This is a genomic window from Pseudomonas sp. PvP089 (genome assembly GCF_017875165.1).
Lineage (GTDB): Bacteria > Pseudomonadota > Gammaproteobacteria > Pseudomonadales > Pseudomonadaceae > Aquipseudomonas > Aquipseudomonas fortuita.
This window is the reverse complement of the sequence record NZ_JAGGME010000001.1, coordinates 3,309,374-3,327,561: the sequence shown is the minus strand read 5'-3', so window position 1 is coordinate 3,327,561 and position 18,188 is coordinate 3,309,374. Positions and strand designations below refer to the sequence as shown.

The 18,188-nt window shown below is 61.3% G+C and carries 15 protein-coding genes and 1 pseudogene; 4 read left to right on the top strand and 12 right to left on the bottom strand.

The window, feature by feature from the left end; all coding sequences use genetic code 11:
* Positions 1-62: 62 nt before the first annotated feature.
* The 5 genes and pseudogenes from benC to benR form a co-directional block, all read right to left on the bottom strand.
* Positions 63-1,073 (bottom strand): benzoate 1,2-dioxygenase electron transfer component BenC, encoded by a 1,011-nt coding sequence (gene benC, locus J3A71_RS15210; protein ID WP_096426095.1) that lies wholly within the window; start codon positions 1,071-1,073, stop codon positions 63-65.
* A 72-nt stretch (positions 1,074-1,145) separates the two neighbouring features.
* Complete coding sequence (benB, locus tag J3A71_RS15205; protein ID WP_016487228.1) at positions 1,146-1,631, bottom strand: benzoate 1,2-dioxygenase small subunit; 486 nt, start codon at positions 1,629-1,631, stop codon at positions 1,146-1,148.
* Positions 1,628-2,986, bottom strand: coding sequence for a benzoate 1,2-dioxygenase large subunit (gene benA / locus J3A71_RS15200; RefSeq protein ID WP_016487229.1), 1,359 nt, complete (start codon positions 2,984-2,986; stop codon positions 1,628-1,630). The genes benB and benA overlap by 4 nt, the downstream gene beginning before the upstream one ends.
* A gap of 557 nt (positions 2,987-3,543) precedes the next feature.
* Positions 3,544-3,819: pseudogene (locus J3A71_RS31440) on the bottom strand (RHS repeat-associated core domain-containing protein); the annotation flags it as partial.
* 81 nt (positions 3,820-3,900) lie between these two features.
* A complete protein-coding gene (benR, locus tag J3A71_RS15190) occupies positions 3,901-4,866 on the bottom strand; it encodes a benABC operon transcriptional activator BenR (RefSeq protein WP_060517850.1) in 966 nt (321 codons plus the stop codon).
* Between the two features lie 380 nt (positions 4,867-5,246).
* Here benR and J3A71_RS15185 point away from each other — a divergent pair, with 380 nt between their 5' ends.
* Positions 5,247-6,131 (top strand): alpha/beta hydrolase, encoded by an 885-nt coding sequence (locus J3A71_RS15185; protein ID WP_016487231.1) that lies wholly within the window; start codon positions 5,247-5,249, stop codon positions 6,129-6,131.
* 99 nt (positions 6,132-6,230) lie between these two features.
* Here the strand turns inward: J3A71_RS15185 and J3A71_RS15180 are convergent, their stop codons facing one another.
* Positions 6,231-6,962 carry a hypothetical protein gene (locus J3A71_RS15180; protein ID WP_024717498.1) on the bottom strand — a complete coding sequence of 244 codons (732 nt, stop codon included), beginning with the start codon at positions 6,960-6,962 and terminating at the stop codon, positions 6,231-6,233.
* A 103-nt stretch (positions 6,963-7,065) separates the two neighbouring features.
* Complete coding sequence (gene hisN, locus J3A71_RS15175; RefSeq protein ID WP_096426097.1) at positions 7,066-7,857, bottom strand: histidinol-phosphatase; 792 nt, start codon at positions 7,855-7,857, stop codon at positions 7,066-7,068.
* A gap of 169 nt (positions 7,858-8,026) precedes the next feature.
* On the opposite strand from hisN, the gene J3A71_RS15170 reads away from it, so the two are divergent.
* Positions 8,027-8,917, top strand: a complete 891-nt coding sequence (locus tag J3A71_RS15170) for a universal stress protein (RefSeq protein ID WP_096426098.1) — start codon at positions 8,027-8,029, stop codon at positions 8,915-8,917.
* A gap of 184 nt (positions 8,918-9,101) precedes the next feature.
* Positions 9,102-11,237, top strand: a complete 2,136-nt coding sequence (locus tag J3A71_RS15165; RefSeq protein WP_016487235.1) for a TonB-dependent siderophore receptor — start codon at positions 9,102-9,104, stop codon at positions 11,235-11,237.
* Positions 11,238-11,267: 30 nt separating this feature from the next.
* Here the strand turns inward: J3A71_RS15165 and J3A71_RS15160 are convergent, their stop codons facing one another.
* From J3A71_RS15160 to J3A71_RS15150, 3 genes are all read right to left on the bottom strand, one after another.
* Entirely contained in the window at positions 11,268-11,789 is a 522-nt protein-coding gene (locus tag J3A71_RS15160) for an acyloxyacyl hydrolase (protein WP_016487236.1), read from the bottom strand.
* A 258-nt stretch (positions 11,790-12,047) separates the two neighbouring features.
* Positions 12,048-12,491: a hypothetical protein gene (locus J3A71_RS15155; RefSeq protein ID WP_096426099.1), complete on the bottom strand. Its 444-nt coding sequence runs from the start codon at positions 12,489-12,491 to the stop codon at positions 12,048-12,050.
* A gap of 134 nt (positions 12,492-12,625) precedes the next feature.
* Positions 12,626-13,495 carry a LysR family transcriptional regulator gene (locus J3A71_RS15150; protein ID WP_096426100.1) on the bottom strand — a complete coding sequence of 290 codons (870 nt, stop codon included), beginning with the start codon at positions 13,493-13,495 and terminating at the stop codon, positions 12,626-12,628.
* A gap of 106 nt (positions 13,496-13,601) precedes the next feature.
* On the opposite strand from J3A71_RS15150, the gene J3A71_RS15145 reads away from it, so the two are divergent.
* A complete protein-coding gene (locus tag J3A71_RS15145) occupies positions 13,602-14,987 on the top strand; it encodes an aldehyde dehydrogenase family protein (RefSeq protein WP_060517858.1) in 1,386 nt (461 codons plus the stop codon).
* Positions 14,988-15,071: 84 nt separating this feature from the next.
* On the opposite strand, the gene J3A71_RS15140 is transcribed toward J3A71_RS15145, so the two are convergent.
* Complete coding sequence (locus tag J3A71_RS15140; protein WP_016487240.1) at positions 15,072-16,982, bottom strand: AAA family ATPase; 1,911 nt, start codon at positions 16,980-16,982, stop codon at positions 15,072-15,074.
* Between the two features lie 166 nt (positions 16,983-17,148).
* Entirely contained in the window at positions 17,149-18,048 is a 900-nt protein-coding gene (locus J3A71_RS15135) for a helix-turn-helix domain-containing protein (RefSeq protein ID WP_096426101.1), read from the bottom strand.
* Between the last annotated feature and the right edge of the window lie 140 nt (positions 18,049-18,188).

The following is an 18,188-nucleotide window of genomic DNA, read 5'->3' as shown; positions in this document are numbered from 1 at the left end:
TTTTTCCTGCATGACCCGGTTAATGGCAATTGGGAGGGCCGCAGCGCGGCCCCGGCGATCTGTCAGGCCGCCGCCGCGAACTTCTCGTAGTAGAAGTTGGCCGGGGTAATGCCCTGCTCGCGCACGTACTGGCTGACCGCCTCGACCATCGGCGGCGGCCCGCACAGGTACACATCCACGTCGCCGTCGTTGAGGTGGCGGGGCTCGATGTGCTGGGTCACGTAGCCCTTTTGCGGGTACTGGCTTTCCGGATTGGCCACGCAGGCGCTGTAGGTGAAGTTGGGGATGCGTGCCGCCAGCGCTTGCAGGCGGTCGAGTTCGACCAGGTCAAAGTCGTTGGTTACGCCATAGATCAGGTGCAGCGGGTGTTCACTGCCCTGCTCGGCGATCTTCTCCAGCATGGCGGTGAACGGTGCCAGGCCGGTACCGCCGGCCAACAGCAACAGCGGGCGCAGGATCGGGCGCAGGTAGAAGCTGCCCAGCGGCCCGGTCAGGCTCATGCTGTCGCCGGTTTTGGCCAGGCTGGTCAGGAAGCTGCTCATCAACCCGCCCGGTACATTGCGGATCAGGAAGCTGACTTCGCCGCCCTTTTGCAATGAACTGAACGAATAGGCGCGGCTCTGCTCGCTGCCCGGCACCTTGAGGTTGACGTACTGCCCCGGCAGGAAGGCCAGGCGGCTTAGCGCGTCACCCTTGATCGACAGGGCAATCGTGCTGGCCGACAGCTGGCGCACGTCGCTGATGGCAGCCTCGAAGCTGGCCTGCTCGGTCTTGCACAGCTGCGACGAGGCCGGGATGCGGATAACGCAGTCACTTTCGGCGCGCATCTGGCACGTCAGTACGTAGCCTTCGGCAATTTCGTCTTCGCTCAGGGCATCTTCGATGAAGTTGTCGCCCAGGTCGTAGCGGCCGGATTCGGCCTTGCACTTGCAGGTACCGCAGGCGCCGTCGCGGCAATCCAGCGGGATGTTGATGCCCTGGCGGTAGGCAGCGTCAGCCACGGTTTCATGGCCAGTAGCCTCGATGAAACGGGTTACGCCGTCTTCGAAATTCAATGCGATCTGGTAGCTCATGTTGCACCTCGCAGGCGAGCCAGCCCACGGCGCGTCGCATGACGCACCGGGCAGTGCTCGCAAAACCCTGTATCAGATGTGGTAGATGTCGAGGACCTGGCGCACGTAATCGTTCTTCAGCACCACCTTCTTGGCCTTGATCAACGGCTGTTCGCCGCGCAGGTCGAGGGTGTAGAAACTGGTGCCGAAGTAGCTGTCCGTGGTCTTGTAGCGGAAGCTCAGGGTGTGCCAGTTGAAACGCACCTGGCAGCTGCCCTCGCCCTGCTCGACGATCTCGATGTTGCTGATGTTGTGCGAAGTGCGGGTGTCGGGCACGGTCGCACTGGAGCGCTCGGTCTTGATGCGGAACACACGGTCTTCCAGGCCGCCACGGTTGCCGTACCAGATCAGCGAGATTTCGCTTTGTGGGTCTTCGGTGAGGGTGTCGTCATCGTCCCAACTCGGCATCCAGAAGCTGGCGTCGCTGGCGTACAGCTCCAGCCACTGGTCCCACTGGGCGTCGTCCAGGTAGCGCGCTTCGCGGTAGAGGAAGTCGCGCACAGTCTCATAAAGGCTCATTGCACGGCCTCCACGGGGATCAGTTGCTGGTCGTCCTTCAGGGCCTGGATCATGGTGTCCTGCCAGTACTTGTGCTGCAGCACGAACAGGCCTTCGTCTTCGGTGCGCACGCCGGACAACAGCGGCTTGAGGTCGATTTCCCTGGCCGCTTCATCGGCGCCGTCCACCCAGTGGGCTGCACCACGGGACATGTCGTTCCAGCCGGTACCACCGCCGTAGCCGGTCTGGCAGGAGCGGAACTCTTCCAGGTCGTCGGGGGTGGCCATGCCGCTGACATTGAAGAAGTCTTCGTACTGGCGGATGCGCTTGGCGCGGGCATCGGCGCTCTCGCCTTTGGGCGCGATGCAGTAGATGGTGATTTCGGTCTTGTTCACCGAAATCGGCCGGGCAACGCGGATCTGCGAGCTGAACTGGTCCATCAGGTACACGTTCGGGTACAGGCACAGGTTGCGCGAGTTCTCGATCATCCAGTCGGCACGCGCCTGGCCGAAGTCAGCGGCCAGTTGGTCACGGCGCTCATAGGCTGGGCGGTCTTCCGGGTTGGCCCAGCGGGTCCACAGCAGCAGGTGGCCGTGGTCGAAGGAGTAGAAGCCGCCGCCCTGCTTGGCCCAGGCACCGGCGCTCATGGTCTTGATCTCGTCGCCCGCCTCGCGCTGCTTGCGCTGGTTCTGGGTAGCGGCGTAGTTCCAGTGCACGGAGCTGACGTGGTAGCCGTCGGCGCCGTTCTCGGCAGTGAGTTTCCAGTTGCCTTCGTAGATGTACGAGCTGGCACCGCGCAGCACTTCCAGGCCTTCCGGCGACTGGTCAACGATCATGTCGATGATCTTGGCCGATTCGCCCAGGTGCTCCACCAGGGGTTTCACATCGGCATTCAGGCTGCCGAACAAAAAGCCCCGGTATGACTCGAAGCGCGCCACCTTGGTCAGGTCGTGGGAGCCGTCGCAGTTGAAGCTGTCGGGGTAGCCGGCGTTGCTCGGGTCTTTCACCTTCAGCAGTTTGCCGCTGTTGTTGAACGTCCAGCCGTGGAACGGGCAGGTGTAGCTGGAGCGGTTACCGCGCTTGTGCCGGCACAGCATGGCGCCGCGGTGGCTGCAGGCGTTGAGGAAGGCATTGAGCTCACCGTCCTTGTTGCGCGCGATGAAAATCGGCTGGCGCCCCATGGTCAGGGTGAGGAAGTCGTTCTTCTCGGGGATCTGGCTTTCGTGGGCCAGATAAATCCAGTTGCCCTCGAAGATGTGTTTCATTTCCAGGTCGAACAGGCGTGGGTCAGTGAACATCTCGCGCTTGCAGCGGTAGATGCCCTTTTCACGGTCGTCCTCGAGCATGGCATTGAGGTAGTCGAATCCCAGGGACATGGCCAGGGTCTCCATTGTTATTGTTAAGACCTGGTCAGGTTAGGGAGACGACTGGCGGGGGACTATCCGGATTGTGCAGAGTGCTATCCAGCTTTGTCGGGATCTCTTACTTTTTGAGCCCACCCTTTGGGGCTATGGAGCCAACTGTCTAATCGAGGGATGTCCTTAGCGCCTTTCATACTACGAAGGAGCGGTTCAAGAACCATAAGTGCTTCCAGCCTCTGGCGCTGCTGCGCTTCAAGCCATCTGCGCACGAAGCTCCAGGCTCTTGGCAGTTCATCAATCCGCATCGCGTTTTTCCCGATACGATCAGACAGCGTTACGGCGCTGCCCTCCACCAGCAATTTCTGCCCATCAGACCATAGCGCTGAGTTCATGATGGGTTCTATTTGATTGCCATAACCATGACCCAAGGCATCAACCGCGTCTATAACGCGCTGGTTTACTACATCTGGGGCAGACGGGAGTCCTTTGAAATCAGGATTGATGCTATACCCACTTTTGATACTCGCCGCCTTAGGGCGGATGCTTGAGAGTTTTACTCTTGGAAGTTTCAAATGACCGCTTGGGTCAGTATTGTTCACGGGATCCCCACTGCAGTAGGCGTAACAATTTAATCCTCCAGCACCCATAGGGCTCATGCTGTCAGGGCTATGGAATCTCATCAAAACCGGATTGAACGCACGGTATCCATTCCCCAGCAAGTAGTGCCCTGTGGCCGACTCTTTTCTCTGACCGCTGTAGCGCAGCAGGGATGCGCTTTGCTCGCCCCCATCACGCCCATAAACGGTGTACTGGAGTGCACAAGATGAAATCTGCGACGTCAACATGGTTCCCACCCTTTACTCGAAATGAAGCAAATGGTGGGCTGTGCATGAAATGCCAACAACTGGCAGAACTATCAGGTGGCCTCGCTAGCGCGCCTCACCCCGGCACTTGAACGTCTGCGAAGGCAGCTCGCCAAATTGCTGCCGATACACTTCGGAAAACCGGCCTAGGTGAAGGAAGCCGTAATCCAGGGCAAGCTCGGTCACACTGCGCACACCGCAAGTCGGGTCGCTCAGGCACGCATGCACCCGTTCCAGTTTGCGCTGGCGCACGTAATGCTTGGGCGTGATGCCCAGGTGCTGGTCGAACAACGCATACAGCGAACGCACACTCATGCAAGCCTGCTCTGCCAGCACTTCAGCCGACAGCTCCAGTTTCAGGTTGCGCTCGATGTAATCAAGAATGCGCTCAAGGCCCGCCTGCGGTGCGCTCAGGCATTCGCGGCGGATATTGGTGCTCATCAGGGTCAACAACTTGCTGGCGACAATCTGGCTGTAGTGCCCCTGCACCCTGGGCAGCGAATCGCTCACTTCTGCTTCATGGCAAACCATGGCCAGCAGGTTGACGAAGCCGTCCAGTTCATCCAGCCGGTAATGGTTGCGCAAGAACCGCACGCCGCCATCGGGCCGCTGCCAACGCTGTTCGTCGCAGATTGAATCCAGCAGCCGGGTTGGCACTTTAAGGATGAACTTCTCGCAGTCTTCCGAGTAGGTCAGGTCAACCGGGTCATCCGGGTTGATCAGCAGCAGCTCGCCCGGCACCAGATGCTGCTCGCGCTTGTGCCCACGCCACAGGCAGTTGCCGTTGAGCAACACTTGCAGGTGATAAATGGTTTCCAGCGCTGGCGAAGTCACGCGAACGCTGCCCCCGTAGCTGATGCGGCACAGGTCGAGTTCGGCGAACTTGCGATGGCTGAGGCTGGCCTGGGGATGGGTGGTACGGGACAGACCGATGCAATGCTGGCCTACATGCTGGTTCACATAATCGGACACAGCATAAGGGTCGGCGTGGTGAAACACGCTACTGCGCTCGCTCAGCAGGCGGCTTTCCATAGGCAAGGCACTCGGTATCGTTATTCTTCTGGTCGCCGCTTCCTACGGCCTTGTGGGCGGTGGTTGCGGTCGTCACGGTCATTCTATCGGGCCGGTTGCGGGTTGCGGGGGCAGGCGACAACCGGTGGATGGGCACACTACAGCAAAAAGGCGGGGGTTGGGCAATGCGGCGATGGGATTGGATGGGCGGATAGCGGACAAGCCAGATGCAACTGGCGTTCGTTTACCGAACAGAGTGTTCCTGTCACGGCCGCTTCGGGAGTAAACCCGCGCGAGGCCGGTCATATTTCATTTCATCCAGAAACAGCTTGCAACCAAACCACCCTGCCATTCGGTCACTTTTTCAACATCCGGCGCAGTGCTTCTGCTAGAAATCGCACATGCCTACCCTCTTCCTTACCCACCTGCGCCGCCGCTGGCTCACCTGGCTGTGCGCCACCTTGCTGGTCATAGGCCTACCCTCTGGCTGCGCCATGCTGCAGCACAAGGAGCGTGAACTGGTGTTTCGCATAGAGCCTGGCCAGGCCAGCTGGTTTCGCGGTTTACCCAGCGACGTGCAGGAACTCGACCTACGCCCGCGCAGCTTCAGGGATAACCAGAGCCTGCATGCCTGGTGGTGGCCGGCCAAACGCGCCAATGCCCCGGCGGTTCTGTACCTGCACGGCGTGCGCTGGAACCTGACCGGCCAATTGTTCCGCATCGAGCAACTGCATGCCATGGGCTACTCGGTGCTGGCCGTGGATTATCGTGGCTTTGGCCAAAGCCGGGGCGATCTGCCATCCGAGGCCACGGTGTACGAAGATGCCCGGGTTGCCTGGGAGCGCTTTGTCCAGTTACAGCCCGATGCTGGCAAGCGCCTGATCTTCGGTCACTCGCTGGGCGGTGCGGTAGCGGTGGAACTGGCCAGTGAATTGGCACGTGAGGCGCAAAAAGACGGTGTCGGGGCGCCGGCACGCGGATTGATCCTTGAGTCGACCTTCACCTCCTTGGGCGATGTCGCGGCAGCGGTGGCCGATACCTCCCTGCCGGTACGCTGGTTGATGTCGCAGAAGTTCGACTCGCTGGACAAGATCGGCAACATCGGCCTGCCAGTGCTGCTGGTGCATGGCACGGATGACCGTTTTGTACCCCCGCGCTTCAGCCAGCAGCTGTTCGACGCAGCCCGGCAGCCCAAGACATTGCTGCTGGTGCCCGGCGCCACCCATAACAACAGCATGAGCCTGGCCGGGCAGCGTTACAGGCAGGCAATACAGGCGCTGCTCTGAACCGTACAATGGCCTTTGGTAGCCGAAATCCTGGGGCCGATGCGCGCTCCTTTCGCGACACAAGGCCGCTCCTGCAAGGGCCTGCGCAACGGCTGCGGTTCACTGCACCGGCAAAAAGTTCATCAGCAGCAGGCTTTGGGCGTAATTCAAACCAATCCGGCGATAGCGCTCATCCAGCAACTCGGCTAACAGGTCCAGCCGCGCAACGATCTTGCCGAACTCCACGGCAAAACTCAGGTTACTGCCCTCTTCCGAAATCTCGTTGGAAAACAGCAGCAACACACCATTGGCGTCCTGCCGTTGGCTAAGCATCCAGGTGGCCTTTTCGATGTTGCGCGCCGCGTTGTTGATGAACAGCGGATCGAGTGTATCGGTCATGTAGAACTCGGTGCGCCCGCCGTGCGCGGTGATCAACATGCTGCCGATGGCGTAGATGAAAGCACCCACCCGATCTCCGCGAAACTCCGGGCTCAGGGCGTAACTCAACGCAGCCAGGTCACGGCGGTTGCCCAGTTGCGGCAGTGGCTGGCGTTGTTCGATGGCCATACGGATCTGCCGCTCAGCCGTGGCGGCATCCACGTAGCCCGACATCTTCCACTGGTTGGGGTTGCGCAGGTACAGCTTGTTCATCAGCAGGTACAGGCTTTGCAGGTTGTCGCGCATCGACAGCGAGGCCAGGCGGTCGACGCTGGTCTGGAACAGTTCACTGGGCTTGCCGTTGCCGAACTGGCTGACAATATCGCGGCCTTGCTCCTGGGTGCAGGCGCACAGGCATGTGAGGGCGCCTGCCAGCAGCAGGCGTGGGAGGAAATTCGGGTAGCTTGCAACCATCGGCACCGGGTCGATATTCGGCGGCCGCACCGGGGGTCAGTGCAGCCTGGCCAAGCATAGAACCCGGAAATCGTAAAAAGTGCAGTGATCGGGGATAGGTGGCTCACATGGCGTGGCGCAATATCTCTACCATCTGCGCATGCAGCGCCGGGTCACCACAGGCCACTACGCACCCGCCATTCTGTGCGCTGCTGCCATCCCAGGCCGTGATCACCCCGCCCGCCCCTTCGATGATCGGCATCAGCGCCTGTACGTCATACGGCTGCAGGCTCGCCTCGACAATCACATCTACAAACCCCGATGCCAGCATGCAGTAGGCATAGCAATCGCCGCCGTAGCGCATCAAGCGCGCCTTGCCGGCAACGGCCTCGAACGCAGCTTTGCGCTCGGCGGTATCGAACATGTCCGGTGTGGTGCACATCAGCGTGGCTGAAGCCAGGTCGGCACAGGCACGGGTTTTCAGTGGCGTACCGCTGCACCACGCACCCTCCGGGGTGCCGACAAAACGTTCGCCAGTGAATGGCTGATTCATCACGCCTACCACCGGGCGCGTGCCATCGTTCAGGGCAATCAACGTGCCCCACAACGGCAGGCCGGTGATGAAGGCACGGGTACCGTCGATCGGGTCGAGCACCCAGGTCAACGGGCTGCTGCCAATGGCCACGCCTGCCTCTTCACCCAGAATACCGTGGTCAGGGTAGCGTGCCTGAATCCGCTCGCGCATGGCGTCCTCGGCCGCCTTGTCAGCCACCGTGACAGGGTCGTAAAGGCGCCCGCCCTTGTCCTCGACATCCAGGCTGGCGCGGAAGTACGGCTTGATCGCCACTGCGGCAGCATCGGCCAACTGCTCGGCGAAGGCGCGATATTCGCCGATCTGTTCAGCACTCAGGGACATGGGACAGGCCTCGTGACAATGATAGGGCGCGCATCATACCCGACACGCGGCGCCAGCCACACCCGGCCATGCGCCTGGTGAAAAACGGGCATGGTTCTATCAGGTGCACACGGGTCTAGACTCAACAGAACCAGCTAACCGGGGGGGCTGCCACACGTGGAGGTGTGAGATGAGCCAATTCAAGCGCTTGTTTGTCATGCTCGGCCCGCAGATGCGCCATACGCCAGCGCTGCAACGCGCAGCGGCGCTGGCGGAGTCCAGCGGTGCACTGCTGGATATCAACGTATTCGTCGACGATGTCGACACCTTTGGCTTGATGGGCGATGGCCGCGAGCGTGAGCGGCTGCTCAGTGACAACCGCCAGTGGCTGGCAGATGAGGCCGATCAGTTGGGCAATGCGGGCCTGGACGTTTCAACCGAACTGTTGTTGACCCGCGACCCCCTGCGCAGTGTGCTGGAGCGGGTCGAACGGCAAGGCTGTGACCTGCTGGTCAAGGATGTGCAGCACGAACCGGTGCTCAAACGCCTGCTGGTCACGCCACTGGATTGGCAGTTGCTCAAGGACAGCCCGGTTGCCGTGCACCTGGTCAGCGACATCCGCCTGCCCCTGCCCCGGCAAATTGCCGCGGCCGTGGACCTCAACAGCCACGGTGCTGGCGAGCACCTGGATGAGCAGGTGATTCACTGCGCACGCGCCTTGGCCCTGCAGTGCAACGCCGAGCTGCACCTGCTGCATGTGTGCGATGCAGCCAAAACCCATATCGCCGACTTCGGTGCCGGCACCGTGACCATGCCCGGCTTCGATGGCAGCGTGCGGACTGCGCAGCGGGCTGCGTTCAACCGCCTGGGCGACCATCACCAGATCCCGCTGGAACGGCGGCACTTCCTGGAAGGCGCAGCGATCAGGGCCATTGCCCAGTTTGTCAGCCACAGCCGGGCGGATGTGATCGTGATGGGCAGCCACCGGCATGACGCCATGCAGACTTACCTGGGCGGAACCACGGCCCATGTGCTGGAACACCCGCTGTGCAATGTGTTGGCGATCAAGGCCGTTCGCTGAGTGCTGATATGCCCTGACCGGTCTCTTCGCGCTTTGACCCGCGAAGAGACCGGCACAGATTTCACGTGTTGGTATCTGGCACACCAGTGCCACTTAAAAAGAATGCATTTGATAATGATTCGTAGTAGTTTCTCGGCGCTTGCCCACCCTCCCTTCAGCGCCCTATTCCAGGATCGTATCGTCGATGCGTCGCACATTCGTTTCGCTTTGTGTGCTCCATGCTGTCTCCCCACTGGCGTTTGCCGAGCCTGAAACGCTCGGCGCCCCCGCCCAGATCGAACTCCAGGCCCTCAGCATCACCGGCACCGCCGACAGCGAACGCGCCGATGGTCCGGTCCAAGGCTACAAAGCCAGCCGCTCAGCCAGTGCCACCCGCACCGACACGGCGCTGCACGAAACGCCGCAATCGGTCAGCGTGGTGCCCAAGGATGTGCTGCAAGACACCGGCGCCACGCGCCTGCAGGACGGCCTGGACTACGCCGGCGGTGTCGGCCGCGCCAACAACTTCGGCGGCCAGGGCCTGACTACCTTTACCGTGCGTGGCTTCACTACCGGCGAGTTCTATCGCAATGGCTTCCCGATCAACCGCGGCTACCCCAACGCCCCGGACGCCAATACCGTCGAGCGGCTGGAAGTGATCCGTGGCCCGGCCACCAGCCTGTATGGCCGCGGCGACCCCGGCGGCACGTTCAACGTGGTCAGCAAACAGCCACTGCCGGAATCCAGGGTCACTCTGGGCAGTCAGTTCGATGACCAGGGCATGCACCGGGCAACCCTGGATGCGACCGGGCCTTTGAACCAGGACGGCTCGCTGGCTTACCGCCTGAACATGCTGGGGGAAGGAGGCGACAGCTTCCGCGATGATGTGGAAAGCGAACGGTATGATGTCGCACCGGTCATCAGCTGGCAGGTCAATGACGCCACGAAGCTCATCTTCGAAGGCGACTTCATGCGTAACAACCACCCGCTGGACCGCGGCCTGACACGGCTGCCCGGCCAGCTCGGCACAGCCTCGCGCGACACCAACATCTGGGAAAAAGGCAGCGACAACCTGCTGCATAACGACAACAACATGGCCCAGCTACGCTTCGAGCACCTGCTCAACGACAACTGGACCCTGGGCGGCGGCATGCAGTGGCTGGACGGCTCGCTCAAAGGCAATGCCGTGGAGGCTAATGGCTTGCAGCCCGACGGCCGCACCCTTGGGCGCAACTTCAACTACCGTAAGCTGGAGTGGACCGACCGCGATTACCAGCTCAACCTTACCGGCCACTTCGACACCGGCGGCTTCGCCCACACGCTGCTGACCGGTATCGAGTACGAAGACTACGACTACAACTCGATTATCCAGCGCTCCGCTGCAGGCGCCACCGCCTACCCGATCGATATCTTCGACCCGGTGCTGGGCCAGGCACGTCCGGCACTGACCCGTACCACCACCCACGACAAGGAAAACCTCAAGACCTGGGCACTCTTCGTTCAGGACCAGGTAGCCCTTACAGAGCGGCTCAAGGCCTTGGCAGGTGTGCGTTTCGAGCGCTTTGAGCACGACTACGTCAACAAACTCAGCGCAGCGGGTGACTTCAACAAGGGCGAGAACGGCGTCACTCCACGTTTCGGCCTGCTCTATGAGCTGACCGACACCGTGGCGGTCTATGCCAACACCGCACGTTCGTTCAAACCCAACAGCGGTGCCCCTGCAGGTGCGACGGGGCGCGGTTTCGACCCCGAGAAAGGCAAATCCTACGAACTGGGCGTGAAATGGGAAGCGCTCGATCGCCAGCTGAGCGTCGACGCGGCGATTTACCACATCGTCAAGGAAAACGTGCTGACGCGCGACCCGGCAGACCCCAACTACAGCGTGGCCGCCGGCCAGGTGCGCAGCCGCGGCCTGGACATCAACATCGCGGGCAACATCACGCCGCAGTGGCGGGTGATCGGCGGCTACGCCTATGTCGACGCCGAAGTTACCAAGGACAACCGCTTGCCCACCGGCACCCGCCTGGCAAACATTCCACGTAATAGTTTCAGCCTGCTCAACACCTATGAATTCCAGGACGGCTTGGCCAAAGGTCTGGGCCTGGGGATCGGCGTGAAGTACGTGGATGACCGTAATGGTCAGACCGAGGCGGTCACCTACAATATGGGCCAGTACACCGTGGTTGACCTGCTGGGCTTCTACCAGCTCAATGAGCACGTACGCCTGAACCTGGACGTGAAAAACGTGTTCAACAAGGAATATGACGAAGGTGCATTCAACACCTACGCCTACCCGGGAGCACCTCGGACGGTGCAGGCTGGGGTCTCCTACACATTCTGAATGGCTGGGGCTGCGTTGCAGCCCCCTGCTTCAGAAACCTTTGCTGTAGAACAGCGAGTAGGACTCAATCCCGTCGTTAGGCTGCTTGATCCCCGCATTGGAATAATGCATCGCGCGGATCCCGACCTTCTGCTCCCCAGGCAGCTTCAGGCCGAAACCGATGCGGTCTTCGAAGTTGAACGCCGACCCCATGCGCTGGTCACCCACATCGGTCTTGGAAAATGCCGCCAGGCCAATACCGGCCTCGATGTACGGCGTGTAGGTAAAACCGCTGAATTCATAGGTGAACACTGGGCTGAAGGACAGCGAGTGCGCACCGCTGGCGTCACCACCCTCCCAGTAGGTGTAGGCGGCATCCCAGTAACCACTCACATAGCCGGTACTGCTTTCCAGCCATTTCTTGTCCCAGTCGAATGACAGGCCGATACGGTAGGTCATGTCACCTTGGCTAGTGGCGCCCACGGCACCGGACACCTGTGCGGCCTGGGCCAGGTTGGCCCCTGCAAAGGCCAGCACTGCAGCAGCCAGCGAAGCTGCAAGACGGGTTTTCATCAACGACTCTCCTGATGGTCTACACGGCAAGCGGGGGCTTTTGCCCCTCGATCTTTATGAGGTGACCGGCGCATCCAGACGGTCACACGAAGTAATAGTTTTGTGATTATTGTCCAAATAATCAGAAAGTTGAAAGTGAATTGCCACTAATGGCGTAATGACTTCGTCAAGATGTGCCTTGCCGAGCACCGTGTTTCTTCATGTATTCAGGCTCTGCGCTATGGCGGGAGCACATCTGTACTCCCGCCCCTTCTCCCATCAACGCCAGTTCAGGTTCACGGTGGTGGGGGCCTTGCCGTTCACCGTCACCCATTGCTGCGTCGTCGCACCCTGGGCGGTGCCAGTGACCTTGTATTTGCCGGCCGGCAACTGCACATACAGCAACGGCCCGGCATCCATGACGCTGAGTACGGGCTGGCCTTGTGCATTCTGGATGTCGACTGTGGCACCGCTCTGGAACTTGCCTTGCGGCCCAGTCGAAAGCTCTACATGCAGGTCATAACCGGTGGTCTTGCGCAGCGCATTGGCTTCGTCCTGGCCAATTCCGCCTTGCACGTAGCGCACGCCGTTCTGTTCCTGCGGTTGCAACTGCACGGCCTGCATGTTGATGGGTGCATTGAGGTCGGCGGCGGCAGCCAAGGTCCATGGCATGGCCAGGGTAATCAGCAACGCCGCGCCGAGCGCATAGTGGTGGTTTCGCATGGTACGACCCTCCTTCAGAGGATGGCTTACCTAGTATCTGATCCTCGTGGGGTACGGGTGTTCTGGCTGATGCGTAGCCGTCACAGCAACAGGTGGCAATCAATCATCAATTCTTGTTATTTATTATTTATCTATCAATGAGTTGAGCGACCTTCTTCAAGTAGCTTCACGAACATGCTCAGGCTGCGCGATACGGTGCCACGTCGCCACACCAGCCAGGTTTTCAGGTAGCGGAAATCCTCCGACATCGGCCAGGCGCTGACCGTGCTGCAGCCGGGCATATTGTCCAGCATGCTGCGCGGCATCATGGCCAGGCCGGCGCCAGCGCTCACGCAGGCCAACATGCCGTGATAAGACTCCATCTCGTGGATCTTTCCTGGCACTGCCTGGTCCTTGACGAACCAGTTTTCAAAGTGATGGCGATACGAACAGTTGGCGCGGAAGGCGTAGATGCTTTCACCGTTCACATCCTGGGCGCGGGTGACGGGCGCGTGGTTGAGCGGTGCAATGACCATCATCTCTTCCTCGAACACCGGTATGCCTTCCAGTGTCGGGTGCAGCACCGGGCCGTCGACGAAAGCCGCCACCAGGCGGCCAGACAGCACGCCTTCGAGCATGGTCCCCGAAGGCCCGGTGGACAGGTCCAGGTCGACCTTGGGGTAGCGCTGGTTGTATGCCGCCAGCAAAGCCGGAATGCGCACCGCTGCCGTGCTTTCCAGCGAACCAAGCGCGAAGGTGCCCTGCGGGTCTTCGCCGGCCACGGTCAGCCGCGCCTCGTGCACCAGGTCGAGGATGCGCCGGGTGTATTCGAGAAAATTCCAGCCCGCAGGCGAGAGGCGCAGGCGGCTCTTCTCGCGAATGAACAGTTCCACGCCCAAGTCTTCTTCCAGTTGCTTGATGCGCGTGGTCAGGTTGGACGGCACCCGATGAATGTGCTGCGCGGCGGCACTGATGCTGCCCTGTTCTGCCACGGCCTTGAAGATCTCCAGTTGCACCAGGTCCACAGCCTTTCTCCAAACGTGAATGTTTCGCTCATTATTATTCAGTTTTCATTAAAGCCATAGCCCACTAGTCTGGCGTCACTGATTAACAACAACGAGAGTGTCCGCCATGAGCGCGATCAGCAGCCTGACCCACGCCATCTCCCTCGATCCGTACACCGGCGAGCAGATCGGCGCCTACCCGTTCGACACCGACGCCGCACTGGAAGCGGCGCTGCAACGTGCCAAGGTTGGTTACCGCCAGTGGCGCCACGTGTCGCTGGGTCAGCGCAGCGAGTACCTGTTGGCGCTGGCCAGCACCCTCGAAGCCAAGGCCGAAGCCTTTGCCCAGATGATCAGCCGCGAAATCGGCAAGCCGATTGCCCAGGCCCGTGGCGAGGTCAGCAAGTGCGTGGGCCTGTGCCGCTGGTACGCCGAACACGGCCCGGCCATGCTTGCGCCGGAACCGACCCAGGTTGAAAAAGCCCGAATCGAATACCGCCCACTCGGCCCGATCCTGGCTGTGATGCCGTGGAACTTCCCTGTCTGGCAGGTGCTGCGCGGCGCCGTGCCGGCGATCCTTGCAGGTAACACCTACGTGCTCAAGCATGCGCCGAACGTGATGGGCAGCGCGTACCTGCTGGGCGAGCTGTTCAAGGATGCCGGCCTGCCGGCGGGCGTGTTCGAAGTGCTGAACGTGACCCCGGACGGCGTCACCCGCGCCATCAATGATGCGCGTATCGCCGCCGTGACCCTGACCGGCAGCGTGCGTGCCGGCATGGCGATTGGTGCCCAGGCCGGTGCCGCGCTGAAGAAGTGTGTACTGGAGCTCGGTGGCTCCGACCCGTTCATCGTGCTGGCCGACGCCGACCTGGATGCCGCCGTCAAGGCTGCGGTCATTGGCCGTTACCAGAACACCGGCCAGGTTTGCGCTGCGGCCAAGCGCCTGATCGTGGAAGACAGCATCGCCGAGGCGTTTACCCGCAAGTTCGTTGAGGCTACTCGCGAGCTGAAAGTCGGCAACCCACTGGATGACAGTACCTATATCGGCCCGATGGCCCGTTACGACCTGCGCGACGAGCTGGATGGCCAGGTTCAGGCGACCCTCGCCGAAGGCGCTACCCTGCTGCTGGGCGGTCACAAGGTCGAAGGTGCAGCCAACTTCTACGCGCCGACCGTGTTCGCCAACGTCACCCCGCAAATGACCGCATTCAAGCAAGAGCTGTTCGGGCCGGTAGCCGCCATCATCACTGCACGTGATGCCGACCATGCCGTAGAGTTGGCCAACGACAGCGAGTTTGGCCTGGCCGCGACCATCTATACCGCCGACTATGCACTGGCCGAGCGCATGACTGCGGCACTGGATACCGGTGGCGTGTTCATCAACGGCTACTGCGCTTCCGACCCCCGTGTGGCGTTTGGCGGCGTGAAGAAAAGCGGGTTCGGGCGTGAGCTGTCGCACTTCGGTGTGCGCGAGTTCACCAATGCCCAGACAGTGTGGCTAGACCGTAACTGATCGGCAACGCTGGGGCTGCGTTGCAGCCCTTTCGCCACACAAGGCCGCTCCTACAGGAAATTGCGTGTTCCTGCGGGAACGGCTTCAATCGCGGACCTGGTCCTTGACCCAGTCCAGCATCCCCCCCGGCACGATCAGTTCATGCCGCGCCCGCGAACAGGCGGTATACAGCCCCGCCAGCATCCGCGCCCGCTCATTGCGGTTGCCCGCCACCTGCGGCGCCACCATCAGCTCCGGCGACACCATTACCCGGGCGAACTCCATGTTTTTCACATCCCGTACCCGCGCCAGGAACAACTTGGGCGCCTTGTCCCAGCGGTAACGGCTCTTGGCTTTGGCAAAGTGCTCGGGTGTATAGCCTTTGCGCAGCATGTTGGCCACGGCAATGAACGCCTTGTCATCGCCCTTGTCCTGCTCCAGGGCCTGCCAGCTGGCATAGCGGAACAACATCGGGTGACGCGGCCGAGTGTCGTAGCGGTACAGCTCGATGCAGTCCTCGACGAACAGTTCGAAGTCCTTGCGCGCGCTTTTCAGCAATACGAACGGCACCCCCTGGTGCGTCAGGCGCTGAAACCAGCCAAACAGGCCCCATTCGTCATCGACGATCAGCGCCGTAGGCTGCTCCGGCACCGTCACCTGATCGAAGAAACTGACCCGGGTGTAATGCTCGGCGCTGCCACTGAAGGCCCCCTGGATGGCCGCCGGGTGCGCCTGGATCAGCGGGTTGAGCACATTGTCCATCGCCGGCCCGGCACGTAACGAATGGTCGATGCAGCGTTGACGGATGAAGCTGCCATGGTGCGGGCTGAGGCCGTTGAGGTTCTGCAACTCGTCGCCCAGGGTAATGATCGACTGCGGGCTGCGATCGAGCACGGCAAGCATCGGTGCCGACAGCTCGTGGGCCTCATCGACGATCACGTGGGTGTAGCGGCTATCGATCACATAACCGGTCAACGACAGCAGCTTGACCCGGTGGTAGTCGCGCACCGGCAACTGGACGTCCCGCGCGGACGGGCGAATCAGCTCTTGCCAGTACAGGCGGGCTTTTTCCAACAGCACCTCCTGATCCAGCGGTGAAGTGCCAGGCCCGGCCCAGGGCAAGTGGTGCAGCTGAAGCTGGGTGTCGGCACTGTGGCAGAAGGTGCGCACGGCCCGGACGCACAAGGCAACCACATCGCGCGCGGTGAGCGGACCGATGTCAGGGATGGCCAACCAGCGCACCACCTGCGCGTCCTGCGGGCGCCATGACAGTTTGGTGCGATAAGGGTCACGCAGGCGCCAGCCGTTGCTGGTGAGGTCGCTGTTGAGGAGCTCGTCTGCCAGCTGGCCGAAGGTCAGCGCGGTGTAGGCGGCGGCGTCCTTTACCCGCGCCTGCAGGGCGCGCAACTGGCCTTCGGTCAAGGCCAGCAGCAACGTGCGCTGTGGTTCCAGCAGGCGGGCAAACTGTTGAATCAGGAAGGTCTTGCCGGTGCCAGCGAAGCCCTGCACCGCCACTGACTCATCGATACCACCAAGAAACTCGCGCAACAGGCGGTTCTGCTGGTCGCTGAGCATCAGGTCGCTGGCCAGGGACGGCAGGTACACCGGATGCAGCGGTGTGGCCCGCTGGCGGTAGGTGTCGGCAAACTGGAAATTCCACTGGCCTTCGGTATCCAGCAGTTCATCTGCGGTGTACTTCACCTCGGCGGACAGCAGCGCGATGCCATTTTCGCCCAGCATGCCCAGGCCCATCGCAAAGGCTTCGCGATCAAAATGTTGCGCTACCTGGCTTTGGAAGCGCCCCGGTGCGGCGCTTTCGACCTGGTTGGCGATGCGCACGATTTCGGCGAAGCGGCGTTCTTGCGCATCGGCCGAGGCGGTAGCCGGCTGGCGAGGCAGGTTTTGCACGAACAGCACAGCGGCAGCGTCCAGGACGCTGGCAATAGTGAAGAAGTCGGTGTTGGGCTCGCTGGCGAGGCGGTCGGCCTGGTCGCTGGGCAAAGGCAGGTAGAACATCGGCACCTCGGGTTGGATCAGGGCGGCACGATAGCAACTTTCGGCGTGGGATGCTGAGTTCAGTGTCGCCTGCTGCACCAGAATCCAGATCAGGAAGTTACTTGATGAGGTTTCGGTAACTAAATGAAATTAAACAAAAAAACAGTGTGGATTCGAAGGTCACACCTTAACCCCTGCCCCGCCGCAAGGTCTCGCTCGGAAACTCCTTGAACAATTGACGGTAACTCTCTGAAAACCTTCCCAAATGCCAGAATGACCAGCGCATCGCGACCTCGGCCACGGTCGCCCTGCCATCGCGTAACAAATCGCGCCGTGCGCCGTTCAGCCGGCGCAAGCGCAGCCACTGCGCTGGCGGCATGCCGGTAAATGCCTTGAACGCTTGCTGCAGCTGGCGCAGCGATACCCGTGCAACATCCGCCAGCTCCACCAGGTTCAACGTCTCCTCGGGGCAATCAGCCGCCCACTCGCTGACCCGCCGCATGATCGCCCGCTCTTCGTCGCGGCGCCCCAAGGCTACGCCCTGAAGTCGCTGGCTGGCGTTATCAAGGATGAACAGGCAATCCTCCAGCAGTTGTTCCGCCAGTGCCTGCCCCTGCACTGGGCAGTCAGCCTGCCCGAGGCGGGTCAGCGTGGCGCTTAGCCAACTGCCAAACAACGCGTTCTGCCCACTGCCCAACGGCACCATGAACAACCCTTCGAGGCGTTGCGGGTCCAGCCCATGGCGGGCGAGGAAGGCCTGGTCGAACACCACTGCCACTTCCTGATAGTTCTCCGGGGTTATCCAGATATTGCGGCTTTGTTCGTTCAGCAAGTACAGGCTGTTTTCGCTGCGGTCAAAGCAAAACGCCAGTGAACCGCTCGGTGCGCGGAAAAACTGCTCCACCCGGGTATTCAGACGCTCCTCGTATACCTCCACGCCATCCATCCCCAGCCAGCGCAACTCTCCGCTGAAATTGCCCGGCGACATCTGCCGGTATTGCTGCTGCCAGCCGGGGGTCGCGCGCACTTGCTCAGAGACATCGGTGGTATGAAAGGCCTGAACTTGCAGCGCATTGGGCGTTGTCACGCGAGATCCTAGTTGCACTCTTTTGGTGCATTGCTTACCGAAGAAAATGGATAGATCGGCCCCGGGGGCTGCGACCAAGATAGTCTCCAGTGCGTCACCTGGGAAGTGCACACCTTGCAAAGCCATACTGCGGCTTTCGT